The sequence below is a fragment of the Rhizobium sp. WYCCWR 11128 genome (assembly GCF_013416305.1).
GTDB lineage: Bacteria > Pseudomonadota > Alphaproteobacteria > Rhizobiales > Rhizobiaceae > Rhizobium > Rhizobium indicum.
In genome coordinates this window covers 232,131-252,988 of record NZ_JACCEZ010000001.1, presented here as the reverse complement: position 1 = coordinate 252,988, position 20,858 = coordinate 232,131, and the positions used below count along the sequence as shown (strand labels likewise).

General features: G+C 61.3%; 16 protein-coding genes. 6 read left to right on the top strand and 10 right to left on the bottom strand.

The genetic code is table 11. The annotated features are described in order from the left end of the window. Positions 1–205: 205 nt before the first annotated feature. From HX898_RS01200 to HX898_RS01170, 7 genes are all read right to left on the bottom strand, one after another. Positions 206–3,361: an efflux RND transporter permease subunit gene (locus HX898_RS01200; RefSeq protein WP_138387091.1), complete on the bottom strand. Its 3,156-nt coding sequence runs from the start codon at positions 3,359–3,361 to the stop codon at positions 206–208. Further along, a complete protein-coding gene (locus HX898_RS01195) occupies positions 3,358–4,569 on the bottom strand; it encodes an efflux RND transporter periplasmic adaptor subunit (RefSeq protein WP_138330542.1) in 1,212 nt (403 codons plus the stop codon). The genes HX898_RS01200 and HX898_RS01195 overlap by 4 nt, the downstream gene beginning before the upstream one ends. A gap of 268 nt (positions 4,570–4,837) precedes the next feature. Next, entirely contained in the window at positions 4,838–5,758 is a 921-nt protein-coding gene (locus HX898_RS01190; protein ID WP_138330541.1) for an adenylate/guanylate cyclase domain-containing protein, read from the bottom strand. A 155-nt stretch (positions 5,759–5,913) separates the two neighbouring features. After that, positions 5,914–7,464 (bottom strand): SpoVR family protein, encoded by a 1,551-nt coding sequence (locus HX898_RS01185; RefSeq protein ID WP_138330540.1) that lies wholly within the window; start codon positions 7,462–7,464, stop codon positions 5,914–5,916. After that, positions 7,461–8,735, bottom strand: a complete 1,275-nt coding sequence (locus HX898_RS01180) for a YeaH/YhbH family protein (protein ID WP_180193754.1) — start codon at positions 8,733–8,735, stop codon at positions 7,461–7,463. Before HX898_RS01180 ends, HX898_RS01185 begins: the two co-directional genes overlap by 4 nt. 12 nt (positions 8,736–8,747) lie before the next feature. Further along, on the bottom strand, positions 8,748–10,691 hold the full coding sequence (locus HX898_RS01175; protein ID WP_138330539.1) for a PrkA family serine protein kinase: 1,944 nt from the start codon (positions 10,689–10,691) through the stop codon (positions 8,748–8,750). A gap of 413 nt (positions 10,692–11,104) precedes the next feature. Continuing rightward, entirely contained in the window at positions 11,105–11,581 is a 477-nt protein-coding gene (locus HX898_RS01170) for a VOC family protein (RefSeq protein ID WP_029870283.1), read from the bottom strand. A 248-nt stretch (positions 11,582–11,829) separates the two neighbouring features. Here HX898_RS01170 and HX898_RS01165 point away from each other — a divergent pair, with 248 nt between their 5' ends. Next, entirely contained in the window at positions 11,830–14,310 is a 2,481-nt protein-coding gene (locus tag HX898_RS01165) for a UvrD-helicase domain-containing protein (protein WP_180193753.1), read from the top strand. Between the two features lie 25 nt (positions 14,311–14,335). On the opposite strand, the gene HX898_RS01160 is transcribed toward HX898_RS01165, so the two are convergent. After that, positions 14,336–14,683, bottom strand: coding sequence for a hypothetical protein (locus HX898_RS01160; RefSeq protein WP_180193752.1), 348 nt, complete (start codon positions 14,681–14,683; stop codon positions 14,336–14,338). A gap of 268 nt (positions 14,684–14,951) precedes the next feature. On the opposite strand from HX898_RS01160, the gene HX898_RS01155 reads away from it, so the two are divergent. From HX898_RS01155 to HX898_RS01145, 3 genes are all read left to right on the top strand, one after another. Beyond that, positions 14,952–15,449 (top strand): EF-hand domain-containing protein, encoded by a 498-nt coding sequence (locus tag HX898_RS01155; RefSeq protein ID WP_180193751.1) that lies wholly within the window; start codon positions 14,952–14,954, stop codon positions 15,447–15,449. A 335-nt stretch (positions 15,450–15,784) separates the two neighbouring features. Next, the gene (gene pncA / locus HX898_RS01150) at positions 15,785–16,411 is read left to right on the top strand and encodes a bifunctional nicotinamidase/pyrazinamidase (protein WP_180193750.1); all 627 of its coding nucleotides are present in this window, start codon (positions 15,785–15,787) and stop codon (positions 16,409–16,411) included. Between the two features lie 95 nt (positions 16,412–16,506). Then, positions 16,507–17,172 (top strand): dihydrofolate reductase family protein, encoded by a 666-nt coding sequence (locus HX898_RS01145; protein ID WP_180193749.1) that lies wholly within the window; start codon positions 16,507–16,509, stop codon positions 17,170–17,172. A gap of 138 nt (positions 17,173–17,310) precedes the next feature. On the opposite strand, the gene HX898_RS01140 is transcribed toward HX898_RS01145, so the two are convergent. Next, positions 17,311–17,574: a DUF2164 domain-containing protein gene (locus tag HX898_RS01140; protein ID WP_138330532.1), complete on the bottom strand. Its 264-nt coding sequence runs from the start codon at positions 17,572–17,574 to the stop codon at positions 17,311–17,313. 132 nt (positions 17,575–17,706) lie between these two features. Here HX898_RS01140 and HX898_RS01135 point away from each other — a divergent pair, with 132 nt between their 5' ends. Further along, a complete protein-coding gene (locus tag HX898_RS01135; protein WP_180193748.1) occupies positions 17,707–18,438 on the top strand; it encodes an AzlC family ABC transporter permease in 732 nt (243 codons plus the stop codon). Positions 18,439–18,441: 3 nt separating this feature from the next. Further along, positions 18,442–18,750 (top strand): AzlD family protein, encoded by a 309-nt coding sequence (locus HX898_RS01130; RefSeq protein ID WP_017961278.1) that lies wholly within the window; start codon positions 18,442–18,444, stop codon positions 18,748–18,750. 68 nt (positions 18,751–18,818) lie between these two features. Here the strand turns inward: HX898_RS01130 and HX898_RS01125 are convergent, their stop codons facing one another. Next, positions 18,819–20,654 carry an aminopeptidase P family protein gene (locus HX898_RS01125; RefSeq protein ID WP_138330530.1) on the bottom strand — a complete coding sequence of 612 codons (1,836 nt, stop codon included), beginning with the start codon at positions 20,652–20,654 and terminating at the stop codon, positions 18,819–18,821. Positions 20,655–20,858: the final 204 nt, after the last annotated feature.

The following is a 20,858-nucleotide window of genomic DNA, read 5'->3' as shown; positions in this document are numbered from 1 at the left end:
TGTCCGGGGTCGCTGAAACTCCAGCGCATCGCAGCCTTCAAGAAACGAAGAAGACCAGTCGGTTACTGGTCACAATCATTGCCGTTTATGCTTAACAAACGACTAAACTTCAGAAGTAATTTAGCTAATTTTGCAAGGTTTCATACACCATAAAAAACGCAGCCGGACGAGGTTGGCCGGCGGCGTTTCGCAATCGGATAAAACCTTATTCGGCGGCCTGCAGCTGCTCGTCGTCGGGTGCGGCGCGCGGCCGTGTGGCGACCGACATTTCTTCGTGCAGGCGCGCTTCCTCGTGGGCGTGCGGCTTGGCGAAGCGGGCAAGCAGCAGATAGGCGACCGGCGTGATGAACAGCGTCACCAGCGTCGCGAAACCGAGGCCGCCGACAATCACCCAGCCGAGCGCAACGCGTGCTTCGGCACCGGCGCCATGAGCAAAGACCAGCGGCACGCCGCCGAGGATGGTGGCGATCATCGTCATCATCACGGGGCGAAGGCGCAGCGCGCAGGCCTTCTCGATAGAGGACCGCACATCCTCGCCCCGGTCGCGCAGCTGATTGGCGAATTCGACGATCAGGATACCGTTCTTCGCCATGACGCCGACGAGCAGCACCAGGCCGATCTGACTGTAGATGTTGAGGCTGGAGCCGGTGATAACAAGTGCGAAGACGGCGCAGGCAAGACCAAGCGGCACCGTCGACATGATGATCAGCGAGGACAGCACGCTTTCGAACTGCGCGGCCAGCACCAGGAAGATGATGACGATGGCGAAGCCGAAGGTCAGCGCCATGCCGCTCGAATTCTCTTCGAGCGTCGCCGCCTCGGCGAGCGGCAACAGGCGGGAGCCTGGCGGCAGCAGCGGCTCGGCGAGCGCAGTCACTTGGCTGACGGCATCGCCGAGCGACATGCCGTTCCTGAGGCCGGCGGTGATCGCCACGGAGGCGAGCTGCTGCTCGCGGTTGAGCTGCGGCGCGACCGAACCTTCCTTCATCGTGGCGATGACCGACATCGGTACGATCTTGCCGTCGCCGGTCTTCAGGAACACGTTCTCAAGGTCGGTCGGATCGTCGATCGGCCGCGTCGTCGAGGTCAGAAGCACAGGATAGGATTCGCCGTCGACGAAGACGTCGACCACCGATCGCCCTTCGAGCAGCGATTGGATTGCCGTCGAAAGCCCGGTTATGTCGATGCCGAGATCCGAGGCGCGCTCGCGATCGATCGCGACCGATACCTGCGCCTGGCTGGGCTCGTTGGTCAGGCGCGGCGTATCATACTGGCCGGTGGCCTCGAGCGACTGAACCAGCTTGGCGGCTGCCGCCGTCAGCGCCTCGTGATCATTGCCGATCAGCGCCATCTGCAGACCACTGCCGGCGCCGCGGATGCGAAGGCTGTTCGAGGAAATAGCATTGCCGCGCAGGGCCGGCACCCTGGAGGCTGCCTGGTTGATATCGCCGACGATCTCCGTCTGCGTCCTGTCACGCTCTCCCCAGGGAGCGAGCGTCAGCACCATGAAGCCGCTGTTCAGCGAACCGCCCTGCCCGGAGATCGAAAAGATATTGCGGATGTCGCCGCTGTCGACCAACGGCTGCAGATATTCTTCGACGAGTTGCATCTTGTCGCGGGTATATTCGAGGCTCGATCCCTGCGGCGTCGTCAGCCGCATCATCACCAGCGACCGGTCCTCTTCGGGCGTCAGCTCGCTCTTCACCGTCGAGAAAGCGATGAGTGCCGCACCGGCAAAGATCACCGAGAACAGGATGACGACGAAGGGCGCGTTGAGACAGCCGTGCAGCGCCCATTTGTAGAGATCGGCGAGCGCTCCGCCGAAGCGGCCGAGCATGCCGTGATCTTCGAGCATCGGCTTGGTCAGCATGCGCGAGGCGAGCATCGGACACAGCGTCAGCGCCACGATCGACGACAGCCCGACCGAGAAGGCGAGCACGAAGCCGAATTCGCGGAAGAGGCCACCGACCTGTCCCGGCAAGAATGAGAGCGGAATGAACACCGCCGCCAGCGTCGCCGTCGTGGCGACGACGGCGAAGAACACCTCGCGCGTTCCGAGCACGGCGGCAGCGCGCGGCCCCATGCCTTCGGAGCGCCGGCGTACGATATTTTCGAGCACCACGATCGCATCGTCGACGACGAGGCCGGTCGCCAGTACGATTGCGAGCAGCGTCAGGATGTTGATCGAGAAGCCGACCATGTAGATCGCCGCCAGCGTGCCGATCAGCGCCACCGGCATGCTGACCGCCGGGATCAGTGTCGCCCGCCAGTCGCGCAGGAAGAGGTAGATGACGGCGGTGACGATGACGGCGGCGAGCACCAGCGCCAGCACCACCTCGTGGATCGCACCCTGGATGAAGACGGCGTCGTCGCTGGTGATGGCGATCGTCGTGCCCTCGGGCAGCGTCTTCGACAGCTGGTCGACGGCGGCCTTGATGCCGGTCGAGATGTTCAGCGTATTCGATTGCGCCTGGCGGATGATGCCGAGGCCGATGCCCGGCTTGCCGTTGGAGCGCAGCGCCGTTTCGCCGTCGCGTGGTCCAAGCATCACCGTCGCGACGTCACCGAGCCGGACGCGGTCCTGCAGGATGACGTTGGAAAAATCCGCCGGGGTCTGCAGGTTGGCGGTGGCGCGCACCACGATATCCTGCGTATTGCTCTTCAGCGAGCCGGCCGGCACGTCGAGTGCGGCATTGTCGAGTGCCTTCGTCAGGTCGCCGATGGTCAGCCCGCGGCTGGCAAGAGCCCCCTGGTCGACATCGACGCGGAAGACCTTCTCCTGGTCGCCATATTCCTCGACGTCGGCAACCCCGTCGACGGAGGCGAGGCGATCGATCACCTCGTTTTCGACGAGCTGGGTCAGATCGTCCATGTTGAGATTGGTGGAGGTGACGGCAAGGCGCATGATCGCCGAGGAATCCGAATCCGCCTTGACGATCTGCGGCGCATCCGCTTCGTCGGGCAGGTTCTGGGTAATGCGGCCGATCGCGTCGCGCACGTCGTTGGCGGCGACCGAGAGATCGATCGCATCCGAGAATTCCAGCGTCACCCGGCTCTGACCGAAGGACGAGGTCGACGAAATCGATTTCAGGCCGCTGACGCGCGCGACCGCCCCCTCGATCACCTTGGTCAGTTCCTGGTCGATCGTCTGCGGCGATGCGCCGTCGAAGGTGGTGCGCACGGTGACGACGGGACGGTCGACATCGGGCAGTTCGCGCACCTCGACGCCGACATAGGCGGCAAGGCCGGCAACGACCATCAGCGTGTTGAACACCAGCGCCAGGATCGGTCGACGAACGAAAAGTGCAGTGAAGCTCTGCTTGCCCGACGCCCGGTCCTGATGAATTTCGGTCACGTTCATTGGGTGGCGACCTCCGCAGTCGCGGCGACATCGGCGCTCACGCGCACCGCCCCACCCTCACGCACGCGTTGCAGTCCCTGTGTGACGATCACGTCGCCATCCTCGAGATCGGCTTTGACGAGCACGAAATCCGGGTTGCGCTGCACGATGCTGACCCGCACCTTATGCGACTTGTCGTCGTTGACCTGCCAGACGAAGGAGCCCTGCGAATCCCACTGCACGGAGACCGGGTCGACAGCCGGATATTTGTCGCCAGGAAATTTCATGCTGACACTGAAGGACATGCCGGCACGCAGCTCGTCCGAACTGTTGTCGATCCGGGCGCGTAGGCGCAGCGTGCGGCTTGCCGCGTCGATGCGGTTGTCGACGGCTTCGACCAAGCCCGAAAACACCTGCCCCGGCCTTGCCACAGACATCGCCTCGACCGGCTGGCCGACCGACACCGTATTGGCGAAGCGCTCCGGCACCCAGTAGTCGACAAGGATTTCCGAACGGTCGTCAAGAGTGACGATCGGGATGCTCGTCGTGACGTTGTCGCCGATATTGACCGGCACGATGCCGACGATGCCGTCGATCGGCGCGGTGATGTTGCGCCGGGCGAGATTGAGCTCGGCGGCCTGCAGCTGCAGCCGCGCGCCCTGCTCGGCGATCTCCGAATCGAACACGTCCATGCGCGACACGCTGGACTTGATGTTGTGATAGAGATTCGACTTCTCGACGGCGGCCTTGACCGCCACATCAGCCTGGCCGCGGGCGATCACCTGCTCCTCGCTGTCGAGCTTGGCCAGCACCTGGCCGGCCGTCACCCTATCGCCCGACTTGATGAGAATTTCGCGGATCGTGCCGGATGCCTGCGGCGTGACCGCAACCGAACGGATCGCGTCACCCGTGCCGATGGCGTTCAGCCGGTCGTTGACGATCCCTTGGACGACGGCCTGCGTCGCGACGAGAATGGTGTTGTTGCGCCCGCCGCCATTGCGGCGGTTCTGTCCCTGCCCTTGTCCCTCGCCACGCTGCTGCCCTTGCGCCCGGGCGGGAGCGTCGGCATCGGCCGTCTCCCCGGCCTTCGGCGCGATCTTGGAAACGATGCTGTCTGGAATGCCTGCATCGCGCATCGTATCGCCGGCGCCGGGCACGAAGAAAACCCACGCGGCAAAGCCGGCAATAATGACGATGAGCGAAAGTACAAACTGCTTCCAAAAGGCCATTCACGTCTCCGGAGGGACTCGAGGTTGGACCAGGGTCGGTCGAAAGAGGCGCTGCGGGATCGAGATTCCCGTCTGATGCGACAATATCGCGCGTTTACAGCTTACCGGCAAGCATAAGCAGCCGGCATTACCGATTTGTAATATCAGCAAAGAATGGAAATAACCCGGCCGCTCACTTTTGCTTGAATGAACACTGGCCCGTGTCTTTAATCCTGCCGATTGTCGAGCAAAATACCGTACAAAATCCCCGAGGATGCGGGTTGGATGTCTATCGACGCATCGACCACCGCACGCCCATGGTAGCCGCAATCCCCAGTATCGGCCACACCGCCCAGAACTGCCCCGTCCAGGTGAAAAGGTTGATGCCGGCAAGGCCAAGCGCCAGGATCGCCAGCAAGGTGATCTTGCGATTGAATCGGGTCTGATCACGGTTCCAGGCGAGCGCCGCGACGACGGCCAGCGCGAGCACCGGAAAACGCGCCCAGAAGACGCCCTGCCACGACAGGAGATTGATACCGATCAGGACGGCGGCGATGACGCCGAGCACGCCATACAGCCTGCGTCCGCCCGGTGCTGGGGTTGTCTCGGCCTTAGCGGCCGCCATAACCGACGCCGGCTGCGGCCGCGCGGGGCCGGATCGTTCCGCAGAAGGCGTCTCGTCTTTGGCATCGCCGATCTTCACCGCGTAGCTCGGCACGCCTTCATCGACATTTTTCACCATCAGCGGTCCGAGAAACTCGAAACCAACCGCCACCTTGTTGCGGACCTGGTCATAGACGGTGTTCGATATCACGATGCCGCCTGCCGCAGCCGACGTCTGCAGCCGCGCCGCAATATTGACGCCGTCGCCATAGATGTCGTCGCCTTCGACGATCACGTCGCCGAGATTGATGCCGATGCGGAAGAGCATGCGCCCGTCGGCCGGGCGGCGGGCGTTGAAACCCGCGAGTTCGTTCTGGGTGTCGACGGCCGCGCGCACCGCCTCGACCACGCTCGGGAAATCGGCGATCAGCCCATCGCCCCAGGTATTGATGACGCGGCCACCATGGCTTTCGATCAGGCGCCCCATCGCTTCCCGGCAGCGTTTGAGCGCAGCGAGCGTCCCTTCCTCATCAGCCCCCATCAGCCGCGTATAATCCTGCACGTCAGCACAGAAGATCGTCGTCAGCTTGCGCCGCGTTTCACTCATGGTCTCTCGTCTCCGCGCTATCCGCCCCGGAAGATCGCTGCAAAGGGTGAAACTGGTCGAGATCAAGTGGGCGATTGCAACGGCGGTAAACTACTAAGGCTTTGTGTTTGTTGCCACCGATAATTGTTCATTATCGCCGTCAGCATAATCTGTGATCACTGAACGATCTTGCGCGGGCTCGCCGCGTGTTCTCTCGCCACCGTGCTGGAACTGTCGATTTCCTGAAGCAACACGTCATAGCCCCAGAGATCGGCGAGATGCTGCAGGACGAGTTTCGTGTCATTTTCCTGAAGATAGCAGCCATTCATGACGATGTGCTGCAGCAACAGGCGGCGGTCGCCAGCGAGGTCGACATCGACGATATCGATTGCCGGATCGGTCCAGCCGATATCATATTCGCGGGAGAGCTGGCGGCGGATGCGCAGGTATCCACGCTCATTATGGATCGCCGAAACCAGTACCCCCTCGGTCTGTTCCGGATCGTCGTAGAGATGGAATAGTCGCAACTGCCGGATCAGGTTCGGGCTCAGAAACTGGCTAATGAAGCTCTCGTCCCGGTAATTGGCCCAGATGTCGCGCAGGACCGCCATCGCATCGCCTCGTCCGGCGATATCGGGAAACCATGCACGGTCCTCTTCCGTCGGCGTCGTGACGATCCTCTCGATGTCCTGCATCATCGCAAAGCCAAGCGCATAGGGATTGAAGCCCGAGAACCGCCGGTCGTCATAGCTCGGCTGGAACACGACGTTGGCGTGCGACTTCAGGAATTCGAGGAAGTTTCCATCACTGATCTGCCCCCGCTCGTGAAGCCGGTTCATGATCTGGTAGTGGACGAAGGTGGCGGTTCCCTCGTTCATCACCTTGGTCTGCCGCTGGGGATGAAAATATTGCGCGACATGGCGGACAATGCGAAGGATCTCGCGCTGCCACGGCTGCAGCCGCGGCGCCGACTTTTCAAGAAAATAAAGGATGTTGTCCTGCGGAAGACCGAGGGCGGCGCGGCGCTTTTCCAGGCCGATGTCACCCGCCTTTCGGGCCTTGCCGACGGGAACCGTGCGCCACAGATCGTTGAACATCTGCTCCTCGTGGGCGCGGCGCTCCTGCTGCCGCTTTTCCTCCTGGCGAAGATCGATCGTGGTCTTGCCCGCGTATCGATGCACCCCGTGCGACATCAGCGCATGGGCTGCGTCGAGCGTACGCTCGACGGCCGTCTCGCCGTAACGTTCCTCACAGCGGGTGATATAACCCTTGGCGAAATCGAGGTAATCGAGGATGCCCTCGGCATCGGTCCAGAGCTTGAAGAGATAGTTGTTCTTGAAGAAATGGTTGTGGCCGAAGGCCGCATGTGCGGTGACGAGCGTCTGCATCGTCGCCGTGTTCTCCTCCATCAGGTAGGAGATGCAGGGCGAGCTGTTGATGACGATCTCATAGGCGAGGTCGCGCATCCCGCGGCGGTAGAAGGTTTCGTGATGAGCAAAGTGTTTGCCGAAGGACCAATGGCGATAGAAGAGCGGCATGCCGGTCGAGGAATAGGCATCGAGCATCTGCTCCGAGGTGATGACTTCGATCTGATTCGGGTAGACGTCGAGGCCGAGTTCGCCGAGCGCGATCTCCTCGCAGGCGTCGTGGATGCGCTGGAGCGTTGCGAAATCCCAGTCGGCCCCCTCGAACAACAGCCGCTCTCGTGGCCTCATCGTCATGGTCATGGCGTCACCTTCGACTGTGCGTCACGTTTCTGGAAGAGATCGTGGAAAACAGGGAATATTTCGTTTCGCCGGCAGACCTTGCGCATCGAAAGCGGCTGCAGCTCGGAACGGATCCCGTCATAAAGCATCCAAAGCGGCGAGCGGGATACCGAGGAGTCACCGCCTTCTTCGCCGACCTCGATATAGGCGAAATACTGGCACAGTGGCAAAATCTCGCGCAGCAGCTGTCCGCTCAGGTTTCCGTCCGAATGGGCGTTGTCGCCGTCCGATGCCTGGGCGCCATAGATATTCCATTCCGCCGGATCGAAACGCGCCACGATGATCGCCCGCATTGCCGCCAGCGCACTGGAAACCAGCGTGCCGCCCGTTGCCGGGCCATAGAAGAAGGTTTCCTCGTCGACTTCCTCGGCCTTGTCGGTATGGCGGATGAAGACGATCTCCACTTTCTTGTAGCGCTTCGACAGGAAAAGGTAGAGCAGCAGGTAGAACCGCTTCGCCAGGTCCTTCATGTGTTCCGACATGGAGCCGGAGACGTCCATCAAGCAGAACATCACGGCTTTCGCCACAGGCTTCGGCTCGTTTTCGAAGCGGCGATACCGCACGTCGAGCGGATCGATATAGGGAATGCGCCGGCTTTTTTCCGTCAGGGATTTGAGTTTTGCCTCAAGCGCCAGCCGGCTCTCGTCGTCCTCGCATTCCTCGATCTGCCGCTGCAGGGCTTCGATTTCCTCGCGGCGCGGACGGTGAAGCGCGACACGGCGCATCATCGCGAGCCTGGTCGTGCGACCGACGGCGATGTTGGACGGCGATCCCGACACGGAATAACCGGCACGGAACGGAGTTTCCTCCTCGGTTTCGGCCAGGCGCCGCTTGGCAAGGTCGGGCAGTTCCAGATCGTCCAGGAACACATCGAGGAATTCCTCGCGCGTCAGCACGAAGCGGAAGCCGTCCTCGCCGTCGCCCTCACCCGCATCCTTGGGTTTTCCGCCCCGGCTCCCTGGCGGGCGCGGAAGAATGTCGCCTTCGACGAAGGCCCTGTTTCCCGGCAGGATATGGTCGCGGATGCCGCCGTCGCCCCTTCTCAAGTTCGGCTCGGCCATTCCATCGATCGGCAGGCTGATTTCCCCGCCGTCGAGCACATCGCGAATGTTCCGGTTTTGCAGAGAACGTTTTACCGCCTGCTGCACGGCGCCTTTCATGCGCCGAAGAAACCGTTGCCGATTTTCCAGACTTTTACCGCGCGGATTTAGCCGACGGTCGACAATGTGCATATTGGCTCCACATTAACTTGCCTGTTTGACGCGCATGTACCATTCGACGAGGCGCCGAACCTGCCTCTCCGTGTAACCCCGCGCGGCCATGCGCGAGACGAATTCGCTGTGCTTCTTTTCCGTTTCGGAATCCTTCTTCGACCCGAAGGAAATGACCGGCAAAAGATCTTCGACCTGCGAGAACATTCGCTTTTCGATGACTTCCCGGATTTTCTCGTAGCTCGTCCATGACGGATTCTTTCCGCCGTTGGCTGCCCGCGATCTCAAGCAGAACTTGACGATTTCGTTGCGGAAATCCTTCGGATTGGCGATTCCTGCCGGCTTTTCGATTTTCGTCAGTTCCTGGTTGAGGAGCTCGCGATCGAGAAGCTGGCCGGTATCGGGATCCTTGAAGTCCACGTCTTCGATCCAGGCATCGGCATAATCCACGTAGCGGTCGAACAGATTCTGTCCGTAATCCGCATAGGATTCAAGATAGGCCTTCTGGATTTCATTTCCAATGAACTCTGCGTAACGCGGCGCAAGATCGGCCTTGATGAATTCCAGATATCGCTTCTCGACATCGTCGGAAAACTGCTCGCGGCGGATCGACTGCTCCAGTACATACATCAGATGAACCGGATCGGCACCGATATCCGTGGTGTCGTGATTGAAAGTGGAGGCGAGCACCTTGAAGGCGAAGCGGGTCGATATGCCGTCCATGCCCTCGTCGATGCCGGCGGCATCCCGATATTCCTGGACACTACGGGCGCGCGGATCCGTCTCCTTCAGGCTTTCGCCGTCATAGGTGCGCATCTTCGAGAAGTACGTCGAATTCTCATGCTTGCGCAGACGTGAAAGCACGGAGAAGCGGGCCAGCATTTCGAGCGTTGCCGGGGCGCATGGCGCATCGGTGAGTTCCGATCCCTCGATCAGCTTCTCGTAGATCTTCTGCTCTTCCGTCACGCGCAGGCAATAGGGCACCTTGATCACGCAAATACGGTCGATGAACGCTTCGTTGTTCTTGTTGGCCTTGAAGGTCTGCCATTCCGCCTCGTTCGAATGCGCAAGGACGATGCCGGAGAAGGGGATGGCGCCGATATTCTCGGAGCCGATATAGTTCCCTTCCTGCGTCGCCGTCAGCAGCGGATGCAGCATCTTGATCGGCGCCTTGAACATCTCGACGAATTCGAGCACGCCCTGATTGGCGCGATTGAGGCCGCCCGAATAGCTGTAGGCATCGGGATCGTTCTGGGAATAGGTCTCCAGCTTGCGGATATCGACCTTGCCGACCAGCGACGAGATATCCTGATTGTTCTCGTCTCCAGGCTCGGTCTTGGCGATGGCGATCTGGCGCAACCGCGAAGGCTGTACTCTGACGACGCGGAAGCGGGAAATATCGCCCCCGAAATCGTCGAGCCGCTTCAGGCACCACGGGCTCATCAGTCCGCTCAGGCGCCGCAGGGGAATGCCGTATTGCTCCTGCAGGAGCGATCCCATCGTGTCCGGGTCGAATAGGTTGAGCGGACTTTCGAAAACGGGGCTGATCTCGTCACCGGCCTTCAGCACGTAGATCGGATGAAGCTCCATCAGCAGCTTCAACCGCTCTGCCAGAGATGACTTGCCGCCGCCGACCGGGCCGAGCAGATAGAGGATCTGCTTGCGCTCCTCGAGTCCCTGCGCTGCATGCCGGAAGAAGGAAACGATGCGTTCGATTGTCTCTTCCATGCCGTGGAAGCCGACAAAGGCCGGATAGATCCGGATGGTCCGGTTCATGAAGATCCGGCCGAGGCGCGTGTCCCTGGCAGTATCGACCATCTGCGGCTCGCCTATCGCGGCGAGCAGCCGCTCGGTCGCATTGGCATAGGCAAGCGGTTCCTTTTTGCAAAGATCGAGATACTCCGAGATCGACATATCGGTCTCGCGACGCGCATCATAGCTGCGGGTGAACGCATCGAATACGGATTCGCTCAGCATGGGCCCTCCATCAAGGTTAATGCCACAGGCTCTAGGTCGTCATACCAAAGGAGATGGCCACGACATTCCTAAGAATCAATAGTTTCGCAGGTATATTCCACGCTCACCGGCTGTTTCTGGCAATGCACAAAAACGTGCGTGCACCGGTTATTTTTTTACTCTACGAAACTGTTTCTTATTGTAGTTGAGAAAAGGGCTATTGCGATATCAGCACATTTCGCGACGTGACAGAAAGATGAAAAGGGTGTGCAATGTCGCCCGTGATTCGAGCTCTGGAGAAATCGACGATTTGGCTGTGAAACTGCCCAAAGTCGATGCGGGACAGCGTGTGCCGATCCGCTCCAGACATGCTGGAAAACGGCGCATCCCAGCCATGCGCCCCGCATCGTGATTATGCGGCTACCCCGCGCGACTCAGCCGTTGAATGCCTTCTCCAGTGCGGCCACATCGATCTTGACCATGCCGAGCATCACTTCGGTTACGCGCCTGGCCCGCTCGCGGTCGCTGTCGGCGATCATCTCGGACAGCACGCGCGGCACGATCTGCCAGGAAAGGCCCCAGCGGTCCTTTAGCCAGCCGCAGGCCTCCGGCGTGCCGCCATTGCCGAGAAAGGCCTCCCATATCCGATCGATCTCGGCCTGGCTTTCCACGAGAATCGCGATCGAAAAGGAATGGTTGAAACTATCGAGCGGGCCGGCCTTCATGGCCAGAAAGGCCTGGTCGGCGAGCGTGAACTCGATCAGCTCGACGCTGCCGGGGGGCCCGCTCGGCGTTTCCGCCGGCAATATGGTGGTGCGGCCGATCCTGGAGTCCGGGATAACAGACACGTAGAATTCGACGGCTTCGCGCGCTTCCTCGGCGAACCAGAGATTTGAAACGACCTTCGGCATGAAACGGCCTCCTTGTTGACGGGTGTTGATCCGGACTGCTGTCCGATGATCCAAGGACGCCCCACCAGCGCCGGTTCCGACATGCTCCGATTGGAAATTTTTAGCCCCGCCCGCCCGCATGGCGACCACAGCCGGGCTCGGCGGTGGCATTGCCGCCCGTAACATACCGCTTGGAATAGCGCCGGCTCGGGAATGAAAGCAGAACATCTTTTCTGGTCTTTCCTTCCCGAATCACTACATTACGCGCCATGAGCAATAGTTTCGACGATATGCCCTTCTTCGACGAAGAGCCGGGCGAGATGGCGCGCAAGCCGCAGCCGCCTGCCGCAACCGCCGAAAGGGCGCCCGCCGCCAGTGGCGGCATCGCCGCCCGCGCCATGGCGGCTCGCGACGGCGGCAAGCGACCGGATTACCTCGCCGGGCTGAACCCCGAGCAGACCGAAGCCGTCGAAACACTGGAAGGCCCCGTCCTCGTGCTCGCCGGCGCCGGCACCGGCAAGACGCGCGTGCTGACGACCCGCATTGCCCATCTCCTCAATACCGGCCGCGCCTTCCCCTCGCAGATCCTCGCCGTCACCTTCACCAACAAGGCTGCCCGCGAGATGAAGGAGCGCATCGCGTTGCTCGTCGGCGGCGCCGTCGAAGGCATGCCCTGGCTCGGCACCTTCCATTCGATCGGCGTCAAACTTCTGCGCCGCCACGGCGAGCTCGTCGGCCTGCGCTCCGATTTCACCATTCTCGATACCGACGACGTCGTCCGCCTGATCAAGCAGATCATCCAGGCCGAAGGCCTCGACGACAAGCGCTGGCCGGCCAAGCAGTTCACCGGCATGATCGACACCTGGAAGAACAAGGGTCTCGGCCCCGCCGATATCCCTGAGGGCGACGCCCGCGCCTTTGCCAACGGCCGCGGCCGCGATCTCTATGTCGCCTATCAAGCCCGCCTCTCGACGCTGAACGCCTGTGATTTCGGCGACCTGCTGATGCATCCGATCGCGATCTTCCGCAAGAACCCGGATCTCTTGAAGGAATATCACGGCCGCTTCCGCTATATCCTCGTTGACGAGTACCAGGATACCAACACCGCCCAGTACATGTGGCTCAGGCTTCTCGCCCAGCGCCCCAAGGGCGAGCTGCAGAACGTCTGCTGCGTCGGCGACGACGATCAGTCGATCTATGGCTGGCGCGGCGCCGAGGTCGACAATATCCTGCGCTTCGAAAAGGATTTCCCCGGCGCCAAGGTCATCAAGCTCGAGCGCAACTACCGCTCGACCGAACATATCCTCGGGGCCGCCGCCCATCTGATCGCCCATAATGAGGGCCGCCTCGGCAAGACGCTGTTCACCGACCGCTCCGATCCCGACGACGTCAAGGTGCAGGTCCACGCCTCCTGGGATTCGGAGGAGGAAGCCCGCGCCATCGGAGAGGAGATCGAGCAGCTCCAGCGCGGCAAGCATCTCTTGAACGACATGGCGATCCTCGTGCGCGCCTCCTTTCAGATGCGCGAATTCGAAGACCGCTTCGTCACCCTTGGCCTCAACTACCGCGTCATCGGCGGCCCGCGCTTCTACGAGCGCCTCGAGATCCGCGATGCCATGGCCTATTTCCGCCTCGTTGCGCAGCCGGCTGACGACCTCGCCTTCGAACGCATCGTCAACACCCCGAAGCGCGGCCTCGGCGACACGACGGTGCGCGCGCTGCACGACTATGCGCGTGCCCGCGATATCCCGATGCTTGCGGCAGCCGCCGACATCATCGAGACCGACGAGCTGAAGCCGAAGGCGCGAAAGGCGCTCTTCGACGTGATTCAATCTTTCCGCCGATGGCAGGAACTGCTTGAAAACACGCCGCATACCGAACTTGCCGAGCAGATCCTCGAAGAGTCCGGCTATACCGACATGTGGAAGAACGACAAGAGCGCTGAAGCCCCCGGCCGCCTCGAAAACCTCAAGGAACTGATCCGCTCGATGGAAAGCTTCGAGTCGATGCGCGGCTTCCTCGAACACGTCTCCCTGGTCATGGATGCCGAGACCAACGAGAACCTCGATGCCGTCTCGATCATGACGCTGCACTCGGCCAAGGGCCTGGAATTCGACACCGTCTTCCTGCCCGGCTGGGAGGAAGGCCTCTTCCCGCACCAGCGCTCGCTGGATGAGAGCGGCCGCGCCGGACTGGAGGAGGAACGCCGCCTCGCCTATGTCGGCATCACCCGCGCCAAGCACCGCTGCCACATCTGGTTCGTCTCCAACCGCCGCATCCATGGCCTCTGGCAGTCGACCCTGCCCTCGCGTTTCCTCGACGAACTGCCGGAAACCCATGTCGAGGTCGCCGAAATGGAGCAGAGCTACGGCGGGTACGGCCGCGGCGGCTACGGTCAGTCCCGCTTCGACAAGGCCGAACCCTTCGCCAACTCCTATTCCACTCCCGGCTGGAAACGCGCCCAGGCAAACAAGACCGACGCCACACGCGACAATTGGGGCACCCGCTCCGGCCACGCCGTCGAACGCATCGGCTACGGCGAAAGCGGCCCGAAGGGGCGCACGATCGATGGCGAACTGGTGGCGAAATCCACCTCCTCCGAACCGTCGAAGTTCACCCTCGGCGACCGCGTGTTCCACCTGAAATTCGGCAACGGCAACATCACCGGCATCGAAGGCAACAAGCTGACGATCGAGTTCGACCGGGCCGGACAGAAGCGCGTGCTGGACGGGTTCGTCGAGCGCGTCTGACCTCGCGTCGGCACGACGAAAACGCTCACCCGAGCATCCGCATTCTTCCGAGCCCGAGAATATCGTTGACGAGCGCGATGCCCATGCCCGCGGCGACGATTCCCAATCCGATCAGAAAGAGCCGGCGAGATCGGTCATATTTGGTGGCAAACAGGGAGTCCCGCGCCAGCAAATCGGCAAAGACTTTCACCTGGACGGCGATGCCCACGGTCAGGAACAGCATCGGCAGAATATCGATGCGGCTCCAGTCATTGGGGTTGGAGACCCAGACGCTGATGAAATTGAGCGAGAAACCGAGGATGATACCGGCCGCCGTCAGCGACCCGTTGCGAAACGTGGCATCGATCTTTTCGTCGGGATCCGGCTCTGACATGGCTTCGCTTCCGGCTTGCTGCTGACGGTAAGAAAGGCAGAAATCATGCCCCGGAGCAAGGTCGGCCTGACGTCGCCTCTCGCAGAAAGCAGACGAAATGTCGCAGCCGCGCAAACCTGGGCACTCCGCTCATGGCTCCTGTGCACGCTCAATCGCACTTCTGCCCTGTCAAAACGTCGCTTTGACGCCTTGCGCAAATCAGCTTAGCCCAAAGGCTGCCCGCCCATGAAAGGCAGGCTTCACGACGAACTTTTCAAAGGAGGTTCCAGTGACCAGTGTTTCATCTCTCGGCAGCACAGTGACCCAGTACCAGTCTCCGCTGTCCAGCCTCGACAAGAACGGCGACGGCGTCATATCGGCGGACGAGTTGGCGGCCGCCTCGCAGTCCTCGACATCGGCCACGGCGTCGACCGACAGCGACGACGACAGCACGGACATCGTCAAGAAGATCACCGCCGACATCCTGTCGCTGATGCTGTCGATGCAGAAGACCGACGGCAGCGACGATCAGGGCGACAACAGCGATCAGAGCGACGACGCTTCCAAGGGCGTCTTCGCCGCAATGGATACGGATGGCGACGGCAAGTTGACCGAGTCCGAATTCCTCGCCGCCGATCCGAACAGCATCCAGACTTCAGGCGATAGCGATCCGCTCCTCACCAAGGTGCTGAGCGATATGCAGACGGCCCTCCATGCCTACCGCAATACCTACGGCGCTTCCGCCGCAGCAGGTGATTCCGCAGCCGAAGACGTGGCGGCGGTCTAGCTGGCCGAGATCCGGGCTCTGCCGGGGGAGCCTCGATCCATCGATGCCGCACAAAAGCATCCTATGCAGGCAGATCGATTTTGCCGGCAATTGCCACCGTCGTGGGCCGTGTCTGCGATCCGGAAATCATGCACGCGCCTTCCCTCTCCGTTCCATTTCAACACGAGAACCGCCGCCAGCTATCGCAATGATTGCATTAGAGCATTCTGTTTCGACGACTTACTACCGCTAGTGCCAGAATTAACACTTGCGCGTCCGCGCCTGGAAATCCACTAGTTGATCCATTCAGTGTGCTTGGCGTCTTACACTGCAATAAAGCGAAGGGATTGGCCTTGATGAAAGCGCTGCTGCTCGTCGATATTCAGAACGGCTTCTGTCCGGGCGGCAATCTGCCGGTGCCTGATGGCGACAAGGTGGTTCCCGTCGCAAACAGACTGATCGACAGCGGCAAATACGATCTGATCGTCGCCTCGCAGGACTGGCATCCGCCATGCCACGGCAGCTTCGCCTCCGCCCATCCCGGTGCCGCCCCCTTCGAGATGGGGGAACTGTCGGGCAAGCCGCAGATGATGTGGCCCGACCACTGCATTCAGGGTACGCTCGATGCCGAACTGCATCCCGAGCTCAAATCCGAAGAGATCGACCTGATCCAGCAGAAGGGCGAGAATCCTGATATCGACAGCTATTCGGCCTTCCGCGACAATGACCGCGACGCCTCGACCGGCCTTTCCGATTTCCTCGAGGACCAGGGCGTCACCGACCTCGACGTCTGCGGGCTGGCGACCGACTATTGCGTCAAGTTCTCCGCGCTCGACGCGCTGGAGATGATGCCTGACGTTCGCGTGCGCTTCGTCGAGGATGCAAGCCGCGGCATCACGCCCGAAGGCGTCACCGCCGCCATCGAGGAGATGCGGACGCATGGCATCGCGATCATCGACAGCGCCAGGGTCCTGGCCGACTGATTGAGATCAGCGATAAAAGACAATGTGGCGAATGTCGGATCGGCACACGTCCATCCGTCCTTGGCTCTGAACACACCAATCATGGGAGTTGAGAGATGAGAAAGCTTGTTACCGCAGCCTTCGTGAGCTTGGATGGCGTCATGCAGGCGCCGGGCGCGCCGCAGGAGGATCCGACCGGCGGCTTCACCCTTGGCGGCTGGACCGTCAATTACTGGGACGAGTCGATGGGCGGTTTCATGGACGGGATTTTTACCGACCCCTTCGCGCTGCTGCTCGGCCGCAAGACCTACGAGATCTTCGCTGCGCACTGGCCCTTCGTCGGCAAAGACGATCCCATCGGAAAAGCCTTCAATGCCGCGACCAAATATGTCGCAACCACCTCGAACGAGCCGCTCACCTGGGAAAATTCCTTTGCGCTACGCGGCGATGCCGCCGCCGAAATCGCCCGCTTGAAGCGAGAAGACGGTCCCGACCTCCTGACGCAGGGCAGCAGTGGCCTGCTGCAAACCCTGCTGGCGCACGACCTGATCGATGAACTCCGGCTCCTGACCTTCCCGCTCATCCTTGGCCCCGGGAAGCGCTTGTTCGGCAAGGGCGCCAGGCCGGAAGCGCTGAAGCTCACGGCCAACTCGGTATCGACGACCGGCGTCATCATGAGCGTCTACGAGCGCGCCGGCGAGGTCGAAACCGGCAGCTTCGGAATGCCCGCGCCTTCGCAAGCCGAGATCACCCGCCGGGAGCGGATGAAGCGCGAGGGCTAAATGCCTCTGCGTTCTGCGATTGCGGGCCGCGACGCCGCCGCGTCCGGTTTATGGACTACAGCGCCGCGCTCAGACGCGCAAGGGACGCTATAGAACTTTGAATTACTGCACAATTTTTATCCTCAAATCGATTCTGATTTAAGGAACAGTATCCTTGTTCTTGTCGTCTCGCTCCAGCAGATAGATGTCCTCGGCCAGGTCCTCCATCTTCCTCAGAAGCGCCGCATGCGCATCGCGAAGGCCCTGATTGTAATAATGGGCTCCGATCTCGTCCGCGAAGAAATCGAGCAGGAATTCCGCCGGCAGCACGCCGATCGCCTGGTCGAGCTCGGCCTCGAAATAGCGGCGAATGCTGGCAACGATCGTCGCCTTCGCCTCCTTCGAAAATTCGATCTTCTTCATCATTGCCTCTTTACCGAATGCGATCGGGACTTTGATGGTTCAGCAAAATCGATTGGTCAATCAAGGAAATTCAATTGCTGTTGCAAGCCATAGACCATAAGGGAAAACCTGAATTCCAAAAGGAAAGATCGCATGAATCGCGCCGACTTTGTTGAAGGTTTGCGGGGTGGCTCCGCCGTTGCGCTGGCATCCGCGCCCTTTGGCGCTCTCTTCGGAGCGCTTGCGGTCGAAAACGGCTTGTCGCTCTCCGAAACCGCCTTCATGAGCGCCACCGTCTATGCCGGCGCCAGCCAGATGGTCGGCATCGAACTCTTCGGTCACAATGTCCACGCCTGGCTGATCGTGCTGTCGATCCTCGCCGTCAATTTCCGCCACGTGCTCTATTCGGCGGCGCTGGCACGCTACATCGGACATTTCACGCCGGTGCAGAAATTCTTCACCTTTTTCCTACTCGTCGATCCGCAATTCGCCGAAGCGGTAAAGCGCGGCGAGTCCGGCCGGCAACTCACCTTCGCCTGGTACTTCGGCTTCGCCATCATCATCTACATTCCCTGGGTGCTGATCAGCATCGCCGGCGGCATGCTCGGCGGCTTCATTGGCGATCCCAAGGCCATCGGCCTCGACATTCTGCTGCCGGCCTATTTCCTCGGCATCGTCCTTGGCTTCCGCAAGCGAGACAATTTCCTGCCCGTGGCGCTCGTCAGCGCGGTGGCGTCCGTACTCGCCTACCGCTATGTCGGCTCGCCCTGGCATGTCAGCCTCGGTGCTGCCGTCGGCATCCTGCTCGCCGCCGTGCTGCCTTTGCCGCCGCAAGAGGCTGATCTCGAAGCCGACGCCCTTCAATCCGAAGTGCACGAGGTCTGAGCCATGGAATTCGATCTTCACATGGCGCTCGTCATCCTCGCCGCAGCAGCCGCCACCTTCGCCACCCGCATCGGCGGCTATATCCTCATCACCCGAATGAAAAGCATTCCCCCGCGCATGGAAGCGGCGCTGAACGCCGTGCCGGCGGCCGTGCTGACGACGCTGGTCGCCCCCGCCTTCTTCATCGGTGGCTGGGAATCGAAGCTGGCGCTGATCGTCGCTCTCTTCATCGGCCTGCGCTTCAGCCATACATGGATGCTGGTCGCCGCCTGGATCGTCGTGATGACCTGGCGCCACTCGATCGGCGCCTGAGCACCGGCCCGAAAGCCGGCACAGAAATTCAAGGCATTACAGCGTCGCCGACGCTGTAATGCCGTTTCTCAATATTCCAGCGGCAGCGTCGCGTTTTCGAGCCACGCCCTGACATCGTGATCGTGGATGAGCGGCATCAGCGCCTCACATGTGCGGCGATGATAGTCGTTGAACCACTGCAGCTCGTCATGGGTCAGAAGCTCGGGAATAACGAGGCTGCGGTCAATCGGGCAGAAAGTCAGCGTCTCGAATCCAAGCATCGGCGCATCGCCGCCCTCGATCTCCTCGGCACCCCGCACATAGATCAGGTTCTCGATGCGGATGCCGAACCTGCCGGGCCGGTAATAGCCAGGCTCGTTCGAAAGGATCATGCCAGGCAGCAGTTCCTGCGTCGAAAGCCTGGAGATGCGCTGCGGCCCCTCATGCACCGAGAGATAGGAGCCAACGCCGTGGCCTGTGCCATGGGCGAAATCGGCGCCGGCCCGCCACAGCGCGATGCGCGCCAGCGGATCAAGGTCGCAGCCGCGCGTGCCCTTCGGGAAACGCGCCGTGCTGATATCTATCATCCCCTTCAGCACCAGCGTGAAGAAGCGCCGATGCTCTTCCGAAACAGTGCCGATGCCGACGGTGCGGGTGATGTCGGTCGTGCCATTGATATATTGCGCGCCAGAATCGATCAGGAAGAGTTCGCCGGCCTCGATCATCCGGTTGGTCTCGGTCGTCACGCGGTAATGCATGATCGCCGCATGTTCGCCGGCGCCCGAAATCGTGTCGAAGGAAATGTCCTTCAGCGGGTTCTGCATGCTCTGGCCGACGCGGGCGCGCGCCGCTTCGAGATACTCGGCAGCAGCGATCTCGCTCACCGTGCCGGGCTTCGTCTGCGACAGCCAATAGAGGAATTCTACCATCGCCGCCCCGTCCTGCAGGTGCGCGGCGGCCGAGCCGTTGATCTCGACGTCGTTCTTCACTGCGCGCGGCAATTTGGCGGGATCGGCGCCCTCCACCACTTCGCCGCCCGCCTTGCGGATGATCTCTGCCAACGCATAGGCGGCGATGTCAGGGTCGATCAGCACGCGGCCGCCATCTCTCGAAACGGCGGCAAGCCTCTCCTCCAACGCCGAGGGCGGCAGCTGCGTGCAGATCTGCCCGAGATAGGCCTCCGGCTCGATGCCGGTCTTGCGCTTGTCGAGAAAGACTTCGGCCCGGCCGTCGGCATGGATGACGGCGCGCGCCAGCGGATGCGGCGTGTGCGGCACATCGGCGCCACGGATATTGAAGGTCCAGGCGACTGAAGAGGGATCGGCGATCAACACCGCCGCAAGATTCTTCTTCGAAAGATCGGCGGCGATCGTCGCGATCTTCTCTCTCGCCAGCACGCCGGCCTGCGCGACGTTCTGGATGCTGACCGCGCCGAGCGGCTCGGCCGGCCGGTCGCTCCAAAGCCTGTCGAGCGGATTGTGCGGCAGGAAGATCAGCGTGCCGCCGATCTGCGAAAGCGCTCTTTCCAGCCGGCGCACCTCGGCACCCGCATGCAGCCAGGGGTCGATGCCGAGCCGCAGGCCGTTGCTGCCGTTTGCGGCAAGCCAGACATGCGGCGGCTCGTTGACAAGATCGCCGCCCGAAAAGACCGAACCGTCGACCTGTTCGGCAAGCTGCGTCACATAGCGCCCGTCAACGAAGACGATCGCCTGTGTGCGTAGAATGAGCGCAATGCCCGCGGAACCGGTAAAGCCCGTCAGCCATGCGAGGCGCTCGGAACCTGCAGGAACATATTCGCCGTTGAACTCGTCGGCGCGCGGCACGAGAAAGGCGTCGATGCCGAGCGAATCGAAACTAGCGCGCAGCGCCGATACACGATCCCTGCCGAATTGCGGCGTGGAGGTAACCTCGAAAGACTGGAACATGCTGGAAACCCGAATGATTGAGACGAATCCGGTTAATGGGATGCCGGCCATGTTAGCGAAATTTCAATCGATGGGGAGAAAAAGCGACAAAACGAGTCGAAACCCCTGGGGCCGCTCAACATTTTGACAGAACTGTGACGCCAAAAGTTAATTTGGCACGCTTTATGCATTGGCCGCATGGCTCCCATGAGCAAAACCCTCTGC